We start from the raw sequence: 14,026 nt of genomic DNA, 5'->3' as shown, positions 1-14,026 counted from the left end.
CCCGAGACGGGGCGTCGCTCGATCGAGGCGCACACTGCATCAGTCGCGCGAACCCCACGGAATCCGCCCCTCGCCCCACCCCCACTAGAAGGACCCCCACATCATGAGCATGGAAGGCGTCGCCTGGAGCTCCCTCTACCGGATCTCCTCCGCCCAGAGCGGCAAGCACGGCATCTCCCGCGAGTCCGTGCGCCGCATCATGACCTTCGCGGTCCCCTACCGCGCCCGCCTCCTCCTCTTCATCGGCCTCAGCGTCGTCGGGGCGTTCCTCGCCGTCGCGACGCCGGTGCTCGCCGGGCGGGTGGTCGACACCATCGTCGCGCGCGGCGCCGTGGGCACGATCGTGCAGCTCGCCGTGGTCATCGCCGTCGTGGCCGTGGCCGACGCCGGGGTCTCGCTCGTCACGCGCTGGTACTCGGCGCGGATCGGCGAGGGCGTCATCCTCGACCTCCGCACCGCCGTCTTCAACCACGTGCAGAAGATGCCGATCGCGTTCTTCACCCGCACCCGCACGGGCGCCCTCGTCAGCCGGCTCAACAACGACGTGATCGGCGCGCAGCAGGCCTTCAGCGGCACGCTCTCCGGGGTGGTCACGAACGTCGTGGCGCTGGTCCTCACGCTGATCGTCATGCTCAGCACGTCGTGGCTGGTCACCGTCCTCGCGGTGATCATGCTGCCGATCTTCCTCATCCCCGCGCGCCGGATGGGCAGCCGCCTCGCCGCGCTCCGCCGCGAGGCCGCCGACCACAACTCCGCGATGAGCACGCAGATGACCGAGCGCTTCTCGGCGCCCGGCGCCACCCTGGTGAAGCTGTTCGGCCGGCCCGACGAGGAGGCCGAGGAGTTCCGCGTCCGTGCCGCCCGCGTCCGCGACATCGGGGTCCGGACCGCGATGCTGCAGCTCGTCTTCGTCACCGCGCTGACCCTCGTCTCCGCGCTCGCCCTCGCGCTCGTCTACGGGCTCGGCGGCGTCCTCGCGCTCGGCGGGCAGCTCGACACCGGCGCGGTCGTCACCCTCGCGCTCCTGCTCACCCGCCTCTACGCGCCGCTGACCAGCCTCGCGAACGCGCGCGTCGAGATCATGAGCGCGGTCGTCAGCTTCGAGCGCGTCTTCGAGGTGCTCGACCTCCAGCCGCTCATCCAGGAGAAGCCCGACGCGGGCACCGTCCCGGAGGGCCCGGTGTCCGTCGAGTTCGACGACGTCCGCTTCGCCTACCCGTCCGCGGACAAGGTGTCCCTCGCCTCCCTGGAGGAGGTCGCCGTCCTCGACACCCGCGGCGGCGAGGAGGTGCTGCACGGCCTCTCCTTCCGGATCGAGCCGGGGCAGACCGTCGCCCTCGTCGGGACGTCCGGGGCCGGCAAGTCCACGATCGCGCAGCTGCTCTCGCGCCTCTACGACGTCGACAGCGGCGCGGTACGCCTGGCCGGTACCGACGTCCGCGACGTCACCTTCGCCTCGATGCGGCACACCCTGGGCATGGTGACGCAGGACGGCCACCTCTTCCACGAGACGATCCTGTCCAACCTGCGCCTCGCCCGCCCGGAGTCGACCGACGACGAGGTGTGGGACGCCCTCCGCCGCGCGCGACTCGAGCCGCTCATCCGCTCCCTGCCCGACCAGCTGGACACCCTCGTCGGCGAACGCGGCTACCGGCTGTCCGGCGGCGAGCGCCAGCGGCTGACCATCGCGCGGCTCCTGCTCGCCCAGCCGCGCGTCGTCATCCTCGACGAGGCGACGGCCGCGCTCGACTCCACCTCGGAGGCCGCGGTGCAGGCGGCGCTCAGCGAGGCCCTCGAGGGCCGGACCGCGATGGTGATCGCCCACCGCCTCTCCACCATCCGCAGCGCCGACCTGATCCTCGTGATCGAGGACGGCACGATCGTCGAGCGCGGCACGCACGAGGAGCTCCTCGCCGCGGCCGGCCGCTACGAGGAGCTGCACCGCACGCAGTTCGCGGTGCAGAAGGACGTGGCGGCGGAGGAGGAGGCGCTCAGCGGGTCATAGTTCATGCTGGTCGAGTAGCCGCGCAGCGGCGTATCGAGACCCGCCGTCAACAGCAGGACGGGTCTGCAGACTCAGGTTCTGAGGGTGGTGGATCTCGATACGCCCGCTCCGCGGGCTACTCGATCAGCATGGGCATCGCCCTGCAGGCGAGGCGATCCTTGCCGGGAGCTCCGGCAACCGGTCCCGGCGTGGGCATCGCCCTGCAGGCGAGGCGATCCTTGTTGGGAGCTCCGGCAACCGGTCCCAGCAGGGGCCTCGCCCTGCGCGCAAGGCAGACCCTGCTGGGAGGCACGGGCCTCGCCCTGCACGTGAGGCAGGCCTCGCAGGGTGCTGCGGCGCCCGATCCGCCCACGCAGCCATGGCCTAGATTCGACACATGGTGAGCGCAGCAGGGTCGGCACCCGGGCCGAGCCAGCTGCTCGTCCTCTCCAAGATCACGGACATCCTCGACGCGTTCACGCTCGAGGCCCCCGCCCTCACACTCACGCAGATCCGCGAGGCGACGGGGCTGCCCGTGTCGACCACGCAGCGGCTGGTCGTCAACCTGGTCGCGCAGGGCTTCCTCGACCGCGACGGCGACCGGTTCCGCATCGGGCTGCGGATGGCGTACTGGGCGGCGCCGGCCGTCCGCGGGATCCGCGCGGTCGACGTCGTCGCGCCCCTGCTGCAGGAGCTGCGCGACGCGACCGGCGAGACGGCCAGCCTCTTCCGCTCGGAGGAGGACTACCGCGTCTGCATCGGGCTGGAGGAGACGCACCACGAGCTGCGGCAGGACAGCTACGTGGGCAAGGTCGCCCCGCTGACCGTCGGCTCCGCGGGCCGCGTGCTGCTGGCGTGGAACGACGAGCTGCGCGCGCAGGTGCTGGGCCGGCCGATCCCGGACCTGGCGCACCGGACCATCACCGACCCGGCGGCCCTCGCCGAGGCGCTCGCGGAGACGGCGCGGCGGGGCTACGCGATCACCGGCAACGAGCGCGTGGACGGGCTCACCGGCGTCGCCGCCCCGGTCTTCGACCCCGACGGCCGCGTCCGGATGGCGATCAGCGTCAGCGGCCCGGTCGCCCGCATCTCGCCGGACGACCTCGACCGCTGGACGCCCCTCGTGCGCGAGGCCGCCGACCAGGCGACGCGGCGGCTCGGCGGGCGCGCGCCGGCCTCGGCCGGCTGACCTCGGCCGGAACGACCCCTAGACCGAGACGACCCCTTCAGCCGGGACGACCCACGGAAACGCCGCCGCCGTCGACCGCGCACCCTGCCGCGCCTTCGACCGGTTGGGCTCGCCGAGGTCCTCGAGCAGGCTCTCCGACTCCCGCACGAGCTGCGCGAACGCCTCGGTGTCGAGCCACTCCGGCCGCATCGCGAAGAGGAGGTCCTCGGACGCGGTGTTGCCGCTCGCACCCGGCGCGAAGGGGCAGCCGCCGAGCCCGCCGAGGGCGCCGTCGACGACCGTCGCGCCGGCCTGCACGGCGGTGAGCGCGTTGACGACCCCGGCTCCCCAGGTGTCGTGGCCGTGAAAGACGATCTCGCGCGGGGGCGTCTCCGCGGCGACGCGCGAGACGAGCGACGCGACCTGACCGGGATGCGCCTGCCCGAGGGTGTCGCAGATGACGATGTCCTCCGCGCCCTCGGCCCGCGGGTCGTTCGCGATCGCGAGCACGCGCTCCTCCGGCACCATCCCCTCGAACGGGCAGGTGAAGGAGGTCGCGATGCACAGCTGGATCCGGCCGCCGACGCCGTGCGCCAGCGCGACCGCGTCGGGCATGGCGTCCAGGCTCGCCTCGGTGGGCCGGCCGATGTTCGCCCTGTTGTGGGAGTCGGACGCCGAGAAGCAGTACTGGAAGTTGCGCGCCCCGGCCGCCGCGGCCTTCTCGATGTGCCGCGGAGTGGCGACCCACACCCAGCTCTTCTCGAGCTCCTCGGGGGTCAGCGCCTCGATCACCTCGAGGGTGTTCGCCATCGGCGGCACCACGTCGCCGCGTGCCATCGAGCCGATCTCGAGCTCCGGCACTCCCGCGGCGAAGAGCGCGCGGGCGAGGCGCACCTTGCGCTCCGTGGAGAGCATCCGGCCGGTGAGCTGGAGGCCGTCGCGCAGGGTGACGTCGCGCAGCCGGGCTGCGGATATCGTCGCGACGGAGGCCGTCGGGGCCGCGGCGGTCATCGGGCGTCCGCCTCGGTGGCGCGGGTGGTCGGGGTGCTGCTCTGGAGCATCGCCAGAACCTCCTCGGTGTCGTGCCCCAGTGCCGGGGCGAGGGTCTGGATGGGGAGGGATCGACCGCCGAGCACGGGGACGACGCCGGGGAAGCCGACGTCCTCGATCGTGCCGGCGCCGGTGTCGACGTCGAACTTCTGGATCATGTCGCGTGCGGCGTACTGCTCGCTGGAGCTGATGTCGGCGGCGGTGTAGATCGGGCCGGAGGGGACGCCGCTCTCGTCCAGGATCGCCAGCGCCTCGGCGGAGGTCCTCGTCGCGGTCCAGGCGCCGATCGCCGCGTCGAGCTCGTCGCGGCGCTTCCAGCGCAGGTCGTTCGTGGCCAGCCCCTCGTCGGCGGCGAGGTCCTCGCGCCCGATGATCCCCATGAAGCGCTGGAAGATGGCGTCGCCGTTGCCCGCGACGACGATGCTCGACCCGTCGGAGCAGGTGTAGGCGTTGGTGGGGGCGATGCCCTCCATCCGCCCGCCGACCCGCTCGCGCACGATGCCGTGCGCCTGGTAGTCGGGGATCAGCGACTCCATCATCGAGAACATCGCCTCGTTGAGGGCGACGTCGACGACGCGCTCCTCGAGCGGAGCCGGCCCCAGGCCCGCCGCGCGCCGCGTCTGCCGCTGGAACAGCGCCATCATCACTCCGTAGCCGGCGTAAAGGCCGGCGATCGAGTCGCCGATCGAGACGCCGACGCGCACGGGCGGCCGGTCGGGGTCGCCGACGAGCTCGCGGAACCCGCCCATCGCCTCGGCGACGGCGGCGAAGCCCGGCCGCTCGGAGAGGGGCCCGGTCTGCCCGAACGCCGAGATGCGGCCGATGACGATGTCCGGGTTCGCCTCGTTCAGCACGTCGGGTCCGATCCCCCACTTCTCCAGGGTGCCCGGGCGGAAGTTCTCGAGCACGACGTCGCACTCCGCGGCGAGGCGGCGGACGGCGTCGCGCCCCTCCTCGGTGCGGAGGTCGAGGGTGATCGACTTCTTGTTGCGGTTGATCGTGTGGAAGAGCATCGAGGTGGTCGAGCCGGCGTGCAGGCGCCACTTCCGCAGCTCGTCGCCGGTGCCGGGGCGCTCGACCTTGATCACCTCGGCGCCGAAGTCGGCCAGCAGCCGGCCGGCGGTGGGCGCGGCGATGAAGTTGCCGAGCTCGAGCACGCGGAGCCCGTCGAGCGGGGCGATGCGGGGTGCTGCGGGCGGTGCGGTGGGAGGTGCGGTGGTCACAATCTGCCTTCCGGTCGGGTCAGATGAAGATGCTGAGAACGAGGGTGACGCCCAGCGCCACGACCGAGGCCACCGAGACGCCGATGGTGCAGGTCTTGAGCGTGCCACGCGTGGTCTGGCCGAGGAGCGACTGGAGCAGCCAGAACGTGTTGCTGGTGACGTGGACGGCGAAGAGCGAGCCCGCACCGGCGGCGAGGGCGATCAGGATCGGGTCGAGTCCGATCACCGGCGCGATGGGGGCGAGGATGCCCGCCGCCGTGATCGCCGAGATCGTCACCGAGCCGACCGCCACGTGCAGCACGGCCGCGATCGCCCAGACGATCAGCAGCGGGGCGAAGCTGTTGGCGCTGAAGGCCTGCCCGAGGATGTCGCCGAGCCCGGTCGCGGCGACGACCGCGGCGAGGGAGCCGCCGACGCCGGTCAGGATGAGGATCTGCCCGCTCTCGCGGAATCCGGCGACCACCGACTTCTCCACCCGCGGACGTCCGACGGTGAAGCGGCCGACCGCGCTGGTCCCCAGCACGGCGAGGAGCAGCGCGACCACCGGGTCGGTCACCAGATCCAGCGGAGCGATCGACACCTCGGCGATCTGCAGGATCGCGCCGGTGGCGATGAGGGCCAGGCAGAGCAGGAGCGGGGCGAGAGCAGGATCAGCCGGGGCTCGGTCCGCACGGCCTCGCGCTGCGCCACCGCGATCCCCCGGGGCACTCCGCCGACCTTGCTCAGACGCTCCGCGGCGGGCAGCGAGGACGTGTCGAGCGGCACGGGCTCGGGGGCGGTCTCCTCCTCGAAGGGCGCCTCGTCCTTCTCCGGGTTCCAGAACCCGAGGCGGAAGAGGGTGCTCATGATCAGGATCGAGATCAGGATGGTGGGCACGACGACGATCAGTCCGAAGAGCAGCATCGTCCCCAGCGGGACGCCGAGGACGCCGGCGAGGGCGAGCGCGGCGACTCCGGGGACCATCAGCACGATGCCGCACTCGAGGCTGATGGCCATCGCCGTGGCGATCCGCGGGACTCCGTGCTTGCCGATCTGCGGCGCCATCCTCCGGGCCAGCGGCGCGGAGATCACGAGGAGCACGTCGAGGAAGATCGACTGCAGCAGCGTCCCGATCGTCAGGCCCATGGCGTAGGGCAGTCCCTTGGCGCCGAAGATCCGGAGCAGGTGGGACACCAGCCGCTGGATGGCGTTCATCTCGCTGAGCATCGAGCCCAGCAGCACGCCGAAGGTGATGAGCAGGCCCACCTCGGTCATGATCGAGCCGAAGCCCCCGGTGACGGTGCTGATCGTCTCGGCGGGGCCCAGGCCGATCGCGAGGCCCAGGAAGACCGAGCCGAGGACCAGCGCCACGACGGGGTTGAGGCGGAAGCGGGTGATCAGCACGACGACGCCGAGGATGGCGACCGCCGTGATCACGAGGGTGAAGGTGTCTGACGTCATCGTCGTCCCATCAGGTGAGTGCTCCCGGTCCTGCGCTGTCGCGCCGGGAAGCGATTCCTAGATTATGGACATGAACCCACGATGTAGGCAAGGGTGAGGGGCATGACGCGCACTCCCCTCTCGATCTCGGTCCCGAGTCCCGCCCTGCTCGACGCCCTCCGACCGGGCGACGGCTCCTACGAGCTCGACCTCTGGGACCTCACCGGTCCGCCTCCCCGTGCGGCCTACGACATGGTCGTCCTCCCCTATCAGGGCGACCCGGCGCTGCTCGACGCGCTGAGGACGGTCGACTGCCGGCTCGTGCAGGCTCAGACGATCGGCGTCGAGGGCGTCCTGGCCGCCCTGCCGCCGGGGGCGCTGCTCGCCAACGCGAGCTCGGTGCACGAGTCGTCCACCGCCGAGCTCGCCGTGGGTCTGGCGATCGCGTCGCTGAGGAGGATCGACACCTACGTGCGCGCGGCGGAGACGGCGATCTGGCAGCAGGTCCCGGGCGAGAGCCTCGCCGACCGGAGGGTCGCGATCATCGGCTCCGGCGGCGTGGGGCGCGCGATCGAGCGGCGGTTGCAGGGCTTCGAGGTCGACGTGCTGCGCTTCGCCCGGACGGCGCGGGAGGACCCCGAGCGGCCGGTGCATCCGATCGCCGCGTTCGCGTCCTTCGCCGCCGAGGTCGAGGTCGTCTTCCTCGCCGTCCCCCTCGACGCGTCGACGCACCACCTCGTCGACGACGCCTTCCTCTCCGCGCTTCCGCCGGGCGCGCTGCTCGTGAACGTGTCGCGCGGGGCGGTCGTCGACACGGTCGCCCTCGTCGAGCACCTCCGGCGGGGGCGGGTGCGGGCGGCGCTGGACGTCGTCGATCCCGAGCCGCTCCCGCCCTCGCACCCGCTCTGGAGCACGCCGAACACGATCCTCACGCCGCACGTCGGCGGGGCCTCCTCGGCGATGACGCCGCGGATCCTCGCGCTGCTCCGCCGGCAGATCGAGGCGCTGCTGCGCTCGGAGCGACCCGCGAACATCGTCGGGGAGGGGTGAGGGCGGGTTCGTCCGCGGTGCAGGAGGACTCGGCGGGGGAGTCGCTCAGCGGGTCGTGAGCGCTCCTCCCCCGCCGCGGCTCAGAACAGCCGGACCGCGTCGGCCGGTTCGTCCAGGCCGCGCACCAGCGTCGGGATCCGCTTCTTGAAGGCGAAGAACCCGCGCGAGGCCGACGGCCACGCGGAGCCGTCCCAGCGGCGGCGCACCGTGACGAGCGCGATGCCCTCCTGAGCGAGGGCGGAGCGGAGCGCGTCCAACCGCTCCTGCACGGGGCCGACCGGCGCGTAGGGGACCACCACGGTGTCGAGCCGCTCGGACGCCGCCCAGTCGACGACCGTCGCGGGGAGCGCATCGGCCAGCACCCGCGCCGGCCGCCCGCCCTTGTCCGACGTGTGCTCCGCGGCGTCGGCGATCGCCGCGGCGGTGAAGTCCTGCACCGCCTCGGAGACCGCGAACGGCGAGCGCTCCCCCGGGTCGGCGACGACCGCGGTCGCGATCAGCCGCTCCGCCAGCCCGGGCTGCTCGGCGAGGAGGCTCCCCGCGTCGAGGTCCTCCTCGTGCAGCAGGAGTCCGGGCCGGGTGCCGATCGTGCCGTCGACGTCGTCCGGCTCGATCGGCGTCCGCGGCGGGAAGTGCTCCTCGCTGAGCGCGGGCGCCGAGGTGGCGAGACCCTGCGGCGAGAAGCGGCCCTCGGTGTACTTCGCGATGTTCGACGCGGTCGCGAGGTAGGTCTTGCCCGGGGTCTGCAGACCGGCGACCCAGCGCCAGGACAGGGTGTTGGAGGCGGCGTCGCCGTCGAGCAGGTGCCGGTAGAAGAAGTCGGCGCCGAGCTGCCAGGGCAGGCCGAGGGTGAAGACCCAGATGCTCGCGAACCACATGCGCGTGTGATTGTGCAGGTAGCCGGTCTCGACGAGCTCGCGCACCCAGGCGTCCATCGCGTCGATGCCGCTCCGGCCCTCGAGCGCGTCGTGGTAGCCGGTCGGGAGGTGACCCTCGAACTCGCTCACCTCGCGGCGGTAGCGGCGCCACACCTCGGGGTTCTGCTCGAGCCAGCCCTTCCAGTAGGTGCGCCAGAACACCTCCTGGACGAACTTCTCCGCGGCGGTCAGCGAGTGCCTCGAGAGGACCGCGGCGACGACCTCCCGCTCGGTGACGAGCCGGTGGCGGAGGTACGGGGAGAGCCCGGAGACGTTGCTCCGGGACGGTCCGTGGTCGTGATTGCGCTCGCGCGTGTAGGCGGAGCCGGCGCGCGCGACGAAGTCGTCGAGCGCCTCGAGACCGGCGGCTCGGGTCGGGATGAACATCCCGCCATCATGCGACGCGCTCCGGGGCGGGGGCTGACAGCGGCGAGCTCAGAGAACTGAGACGCGGACGCGTTCCAGCCGCCGCAGCGGCAGGCCGTCCGTGGCCGATGCGCTGATCGCGGAGACCTCGGCCGGCGACGAGAGGCTCGGCCGGGGGCGGCGTCGGATGCTGATCTCGTCGAGAACAACGGCAGGCAGGATCTGCTCGTCACCAGTGTGAGAGCCCCACTTCATGTGGGGCTTCTGCAGTCTCCGGGGTAAGCGATACCGCAGAGGAGGGGCTCGACGGGCGGCTGGGCCGGGGTGCCACTCCCACCCCTCCTGCCCCGCCCCTAGGAGACGGGCCCCTCCGCCGCTACGCTCACGACATCCGGGACGGACTCGAGACGGGGTTTCCGATGAGAAGCACGCACGTAGCGCTGGGCGTCGCCGGCGTGCTGCTCGCGGCGGGCGTGGTCGCGGCAACGACGACGGCCACGACGACGACAGCGACGAGCGTCTCCGCTGCGAAGGCCGGCGAAGACGCCGTACTCGGTATCGAGCAGATCGCCCACCACGATGCCGCGGGCGGCGAGCCCACGATCTCCCCGGAGGAGGCCCTCGCGGAGCGGGTGGCGAACTTCCCCGCTCTGCAGCCGTACGACACGACCGAGCCCCTGGTGCCCGTCTCCGAGCTCGTCGGCTCCCTGCGAGCGGGCAGCGACGACGGCGCCGAGAAGATCCCCGTCTTCGCCGCCGCCCTGGCCTACGGGGATCTGCAGAGGATCAGTCCGCGCCTGGGCTCCGACGTGCAGATCGCCGCGGACCGCCCGGTCTGGGTCCTGACGGCGCACGACACCGTCCAGAACTACGGCGCGATCTCGGGCACGGTGGCGAAGACCTGGGACGTGTACACGGTCGTCGTCGACGGCCCCTCGGGCGACATGATCGAGTCCGGGACCGGCCTGGACATCGAAGCGCTCGGCGTCGAGGGGGCGTACGTCGACTAGCGGCCCGGAGGAGGGTCTCGACGCACTGCTCCCGCTCCCCTACCCCTTCGCCTGGAAGTACACGTCCACGAAGTAGTTCGTGGCGTTGTACGACGACGACGGCATCACTCCGCCGGATCCGTAGCGGTACACGCCGTTGTCGCCGGAGGCCGAGGTCAGCGGGCCGTTCGTGACCGGCGACGCCAGCCCGGCTCCCGTGGCGGCGTAGTAGCCCGCCGGCGCGAGGTACGACACCGTGTAGCGGGCGCCCGGCACGAGCTCGACCGGCGTCGCGAAGGCGGCGCTCTGCCAGCCGGTGGCGGTCTCGCCGGTGAAGGTCACCTGCGCCATCCGCGTGCCGGAGGCGTCCCACAGCGAGCCGACGTGGGTGCCGGTGTTGCGGGAGCCCTTGTAGAAGGCGATGCCCGTGGCGCTGCCCGCGGCGGAGGCGGTGAAGGCCATCCCCACCTCGACCGAGGACGAGTCCTCCACGGAGGCGGTCGCGGGCGTCGCGTCGGCGAACAGGCGCGTGCCCGACGGGGTGACCGGCGTCGGGGTCGGAGTGGGCGTGGGCGTCGCCGACGGCGTGAACGAGACGTCGACCAGGTAGTTCGTGGTCGAGCGCTGCCCGGCGAAGCCGCCGGAGTAGGTGTACGCGCCGGAGTCGCTCGCGGTGACGAGCGGGCCGCGCGTGGCTCCGGAGCCGAAGCCGTTGATCGTGGCGGAGTAGGTGCCGGTGGTCGACGTGTAGGCGGCGACGTAGTCGGTGCCGCCGGTCACGGCCACCGGGGTGGCGAACGTCACCTGCTGCCAGCCGGCCGTGCTCTCGGCGGTGAAGGTCGCGCGGCCGATCTCGGCGCCGGTGTCGGCGTTCGAGAGCGTGCCGACGTGGGTGCCGGTGTTGCCGGGGCCCTTGTAGAAGCGGAGCGACGTGACGGTGCCGTCGACCAGCGGGGCGAAGCGGACGCCGAGCGTGACCGGGGTGCCCTCCGCGACCTGGGCGATGCCCGGGGTCGTCGAATCGTCGAAGAGCCGGCACGGGCACGCTCCCGCGACGGTGTCGGGCGCCTGCGTGGTGAAGGTCCAGCTGCCGCCCGAGGTGACCGCTCCGCCGCCGGTCGCGGTGCCGGCAAGGGTCGCGGTGTAGCCGGTCGACGCGGCGAGCGGGGAGGTGGGCGTGAAGGTGGCGGTGCGGGTGGTGGCGTTGTAGGAGGTCGTGCCCGCGACGCTCGCGCCGGCGGCGGTCTTCAGGGTCATCGCGACGGAGGTCGCCGTCACCGCCTTCGAGAAGACGGCCGAGACCTTCGTCGACGGCGCGACGCTCGAGGAGCCGGCGAGCGGCGTCTGCGAGGCGACGCTCAGCGGTGTCGCGTCGACCGTGCTGTAGACGGCGTCGACGTAGTAGTTGTTCGCGCGGTAGCTGTCGGTCGGGAAGCCGCCGGTGGTGCTGTAGACCCCGGCGGGCGTCGCTCCGAAGCCGCCGGCCACCTTCAGCGGGGCCGCGTCGTAGCCGGCGCTCGACCAGAACCAGTCCGCGGCCGAGTAGCGGCCGGTCGTGGTCGTGTACGAGACGACGTAGGTGGTGCCGGCGGTGACGGCGACGGGCGCGCCGAACGTGGCGGTCTGCCAGCCGCTCGCCGTCTCGTTCGCGAAGGCGACGGTGGCCAGCTGCCGGCCGTCGACACTCCAGAGCGCGCCGGTGTGCGGGCCGGTGTTGCCCGCGCTCTTGTAGAAGCGCACGCCCTGGACGAAGCCGTCGGCGGTCGGGGTGAAGCGCAGGCCGAGGGTGGCCGGATCGACGTCGCCGGAATCGGCGGTCTTCGGCACCTCGGCGCCGAACACGGTGGCCGTGCCGGTGATGGTGACGGCGCGGCTGGTGACGGCGCCGATGTTCGCGCTGTCGTCGACGGCGCGCACCCGGATCGTGCCGGTGCCGGTCCCGTGCTGGACGTAGCTGTAGGTCCAGGAGGTGGTGCCGGAGGCGGGGTGCCAGGTGCTGCCGTCCGTCGAGACCTCGACGCCGGCGACCTTGCCCGCGGCGTCGGAGGCGGTGCCCGAGACCGTGACGCTGCTGCCGTTGGCCTTGCTGGTGGCGCCCGAGGGGTTCGTCACCGAGACGGTCGGGCCCGCGGTATCGGTGCTCTTCGTCGCGGCGACCAGGCCGCTCATCAGCGTGGTGGGCTGCACGCCCATGTCGGCGAAGAGGTTCACCTGCGCCTGCTGCATCCGGACGTCGGCGGCTGCCCCGTCGCCGTCGTGCTCCTGGTCGAGGCCCCAGGTCCACTGCACGGAGCCGGCGGAGAACACCAGCGCGCCGCTCGCCGCCTTGTAGAGGGTGAGGTTGTGCCGGGTGGTGCCCGCCGCGACGGTGGTGCCGAAGTCCTGCAGGTACTCGGGGACGGCGCCGGTCGTCGTCGAGAGGCGGATCAGGCCGGGCGGGCGGGCGCCGTTGTCGACGTCCTCGTTCGACTCGTAGCCGATGGTGTGCGGGGCCAGCGCGGCGCGGCTGCCGGTGGCGAGCCCGGTGAGCGAGGTGTTGCGCCAGAGCCGCAGCTTCCCCTCCGCGGCGCTGACCGTCACGGGCAGATCGGAGTAGTTGACCATGTAGAGCGTGCCGGCCAGGGAGTTCTCGGGCCGGCCGCCGCCGTTCGCCACGGAGGCGAAGCGCGGGTCGCGCCAGGTGCCGGTGGACTCGGCCGCCGGGTCGGTCTTCGCGTTCGCCCAGGTCTCCTTGTAGGTGACGACGGTGCGGTAGTCGGCGCCGCCGGGGGTCTGCGACGGCTCGTAGCGGGTGCGCCAGTAGTCCTCGTTGCCGGAGAGGAACTGCAGGTTCACCCCGGCGTCGCGGGCGGCCGTGACGTTCGCGCGCTGGGCGCCGGACCAGTACTCGTCGTGGCCGACCGAGAGGAAGGTGCGGTGCTGCTTCAGCGCCGAGCCGAAGCGGTCGGTGTCGATCCCGGAGAAGTAGCTGACGTCGTAGCCGTTGCGCTCGAGGAAGCGCACCAGCGGGTACTCGTTGGCGAAGTAGAAGTCGCGGCCCTGGTTGTCGCCGCGGGTGGTGACGGGTCGGTTGTAGCTGAGCTTGTAGGCGCGGCCGTTGGCGCCGCCGCTGTAGAAGTTCGAGCCGCCGTAGGTGTTGTAGGCCTGCCAGGTGGGATCGGACGTCTGGAACAGCACGGCCGAGGTGCTGGCGGTGTCGCGCACGATGAAGGTGATCTGGCTGCGGCCGCCCGTGTCGGCGCGGGTCAGCAGCGCGACGTAGACGCCGGAGACGGCGGTGCTCGGCACGTCCCAGCCCGCCGAGACGGCCCACGTGCCGCAGTCGTAGAGCTCGGTGGTGACGTCCGAGAGGCACTCGGGCTGGATCTGCGGGAGGGCCGCGGTCGGGGTCACCGAGGTGATGAGACGCGCGCCCTTCCCGGCGTACCAGCCGGTGCGGTAGACGTCGATGGAGTACGCCGCGGCGTCGGTGTCGATCTTGAAGTCGATCCGCTGGCCGACGTTCACGCTGATGTCGGTGGAGTAGCCCTGGATGGACGGGTCGCCGGCCCCGGAGACGTCCCAGACCGACGGGTCGGTGCCCGGCTTCGCGTTCTCGCAGACGATCGCGTTCTGCCCGGGTGCGCACGCGGTCTCGGCGCTCGCGGTGGGCACGACGACGCCGACGACGACGAGGGCGAGCACAGCGGCGACCGCGAGGAGCGAGGCGCGCAGCCGGCCGCGGCGCGCGGGTCTCGGAGGGACCTCCGCGGCGGAGCGGAGCGGGGGTCGCAGGGGCGTGCGCGGGTCGATGTCGGGGTCCATGAGGACGCCTTTCGGGGGGTCGTCCCCGCGCCGGGTACGCGGGAGCCGGCGTCGCG

General features: G+C 72.5%; 11 protein-coding genes. 4 read left to right on the top strand and 7 right to left on the bottom strand.

Translation table 11 applies throughout. The features are described 5' to 3' along the window. Window positions 1-103: 103 nt before the first annotated feature. Window positions 104-2,005 carry an ABC transporter ATP-binding protein gene (locus GTU73_RS01470; protein WP_160086341.1) on the top strand — a complete coding sequence of 634 codons (1,902 nt, stop codon included), beginning with the start codon at window positions 104-106 and terminating at the stop codon, window positions 2,003-2,005. Window positions 2,006-2,381: 376 nt separating this feature from the next. Beyond that, window positions 2,382-3,173 (top strand): IclR family transcriptional regulator, encoded by a 792-nt coding sequence (locus GTU73_RS01465; protein ID WP_160086339.1) that lies wholly within the window; start codon window positions 2,382-2,384, stop codon window positions 3,171-3,173. Window positions 3,174-3,191: 18 nt separating this feature from the next. Here the strand turns inward: GTU73_RS01465 and GTU73_RS01460 are convergent, their stop codons facing one another. From GTU73_RS01460 to GTU73_RS19175, 4 genes are read right to left on the bottom strand one after another with little or no spacing between them, the layout of a single operon-like run. Continuing rightward, window positions 3,192-4,163, bottom strand: coding sequence for a hydroxymethylglutaryl-CoA lyase (locus GTU73_RS01460; protein ID WP_160086337.1), 972 nt, complete (start codon window positions 4,161-4,163; stop codon window positions 3,192-3,194). Then, window positions 4,160-5,425 (bottom strand): CoA transferase, encoded by a 1,266-nt coding sequence (locus tag GTU73_RS01455; RefSeq protein ID WP_208543713.1) that lies wholly within the window; start codon window positions 5,423-5,425, stop codon window positions 4,160-4,162. The genes GTU73_RS01460 and GTU73_RS01455 overlap by 4 nt, the downstream gene beginning before the upstream one ends. A gap of 19 nt (window positions 5,426-5,444) precedes the next feature. Continuing rightward, window positions 5,445-6,005, bottom strand: a complete 561-nt coding sequence (locus GTU73_RS19180; protein WP_244231732.1) for a GntP family permease — start codon at window positions 6,003-6,005, stop codon at window positions 5,445-5,447. Next, the gene (locus GTU73_RS19175; RefSeq protein WP_244231731.1) at window positions 5,978-6,865 is read right to left on the bottom strand and encodes an SLC13 family permease; all 888 of its coding nucleotides are present in this window, start codon (window positions 6,863-6,865) and stop codon (window positions 5,978-5,980) included. The genes GTU73_RS19180 and GTU73_RS19175 overlap by 28 nt, the downstream gene beginning before the upstream one ends. A 102-nt stretch (window positions 6,866-6,967) precedes the next feature. Between GTU73_RS19175 and GTU73_RS01445 the strand changes: the two genes are divergently transcribed. Continuing rightward, window positions 6,968-7,894 (top strand): 2-hydroxyacid dehydrogenase, encoded by a 927-nt coding sequence (locus GTU73_RS01445; RefSeq protein WP_160086335.1) that lies wholly within the window; start codon window positions 6,968-6,970, stop codon window positions 7,892-7,894. A gap of 80 nt (window positions 7,895-7,974) precedes the next feature. Here the strand turns inward: GTU73_RS01445 and GTU73_RS01440 are convergent, their stop codons facing one another. Beyond that, a complete protein-coding gene (locus GTU73_RS01440) occupies window positions 7,975-9,198 on the bottom strand; it encodes an FAD-binding domain-containing protein (protein ID WP_160086333.1) in 1,224 nt (407 codons plus the stop codon). 48 nt (window positions 9,199-9,246) lie between these two features. Then, the gene (locus GTU73_RS01435; RefSeq protein WP_160086331.1) at window positions 9,247-9,432 is read right to left on the bottom strand and encodes a hypothetical protein; all 186 of its coding nucleotides are present in this window, start codon (window positions 9,430-9,432) and stop codon (window positions 9,247-9,249) included. A 164-nt stretch (window positions 9,433-9,596) separates the two neighbouring features. Between GTU73_RS01435 and GTU73_RS01430 the strand changes: the two genes are divergently transcribed. Further along, complete coding sequence (locus tag GTU73_RS01430; protein WP_160086329.1) at window positions 9,597-10,187, top strand: hypothetical protein; 591 nt, start codon at window positions 9,597-9,599, stop codon at window positions 10,185-10,187. 39 nt (window positions 10,188-10,226) lie between these two features. Here GTU73_RS01430 and GTU73_RS01425 read toward each other — a convergent pair whose 3' ends face one another. Further along, a complete protein-coding gene (locus tag GTU73_RS01425; RefSeq protein ID WP_160086327.1) occupies window positions 10,227-13,970 on the bottom strand; it encodes a DUF4082 domain-containing protein in 3,744 nt (1,247 codons plus the stop codon). Window positions 13,971-14,026: the final 56 nt, after the last annotated feature.

The sequence above is a fragment of the Rathayibacter sp. VKM Ac-2804 genome (genome assembly GCF_009866655.1).
Classification (GTDB): domain Bacteria; phylum Actinomycetota; class Actinomycetes; order Actinomycetales; family Microbacteriaceae; genus Rathayibacter.
Note: the sequence above shows the minus strand (reverse complement) of the source record. Positions and strands in the feature narration are given on the sequence as shown.

What these genes read in the sequence shown, in the direction of transcription:
- GTU73_RS01445 (WP_160086335.1), top strand. Translation starts at nt 6,968, where the DNA reads ATGACGCGCACTCCCCTCTCGATCTCGGTCCCGAGTCCCGCCCTGCTC.
- GTU73_RS01465 (WP_160086339.1), top strand. Translation starts at nt 2,382, where the DNA reads ATGGTGAGCGCAGCAGGGTCGGCACCCGGGCCGAGCCAGCTGCTCGTC.
- GTU73_RS19175 (WP_244231731.1), bottom strand. Translation starts at nt 6,865, where the DNA reads ATGACGTCAGACACCTTCACCCTCGTGATCACGGCGGTCGCCATCCTC.
- GTU73_RS01440 (WP_160086333.1), bottom strand. Translation starts at nt 9,198, where the DNA reads ATGTTCATCCCGACCCGAGCCGCCGGTCTCGAGGCGCTCGACGACTTC.
- GTU73_RS01470 (WP_160086341.1), top strand. Translation starts at nt 104, where the DNA reads ATGAGCATGGAAGGCGTCGCCTGGAGCTCCCTCTACCGGATCTCCTCC.
- GTU73_RS01430 (WP_160086329.1), top strand. Translation starts at nt 9,597, where the DNA reads ATGAGAAGCACGCACGTAGCGCTGGGCGTCGCCGGCGTGCTGCTCGCG.
- GTU73_RS01425 (WP_160086327.1), bottom strand. Translation starts at nt 13,970, where the DNA reads ATGGACCCCGACATCGACCCGCGCACGCCCCTGCGACCCCCGCTCCGC.
- GTU73_RS01460 (WP_160086337.1), bottom strand. Translation starts at nt 4,163, where the DNA reads ATGACCGCCGCGGCCCCGACGGCCTCCGTCGCGACGATATCCGCAGCC.
- GTU73_RS01435 (WP_160086331.1), bottom strand. Translation starts at nt 9,432, where the DNA reads ATGAAGTGGGGCTCTCACACTGGTGACGAGCAGATCCTGCCTGCCGTT.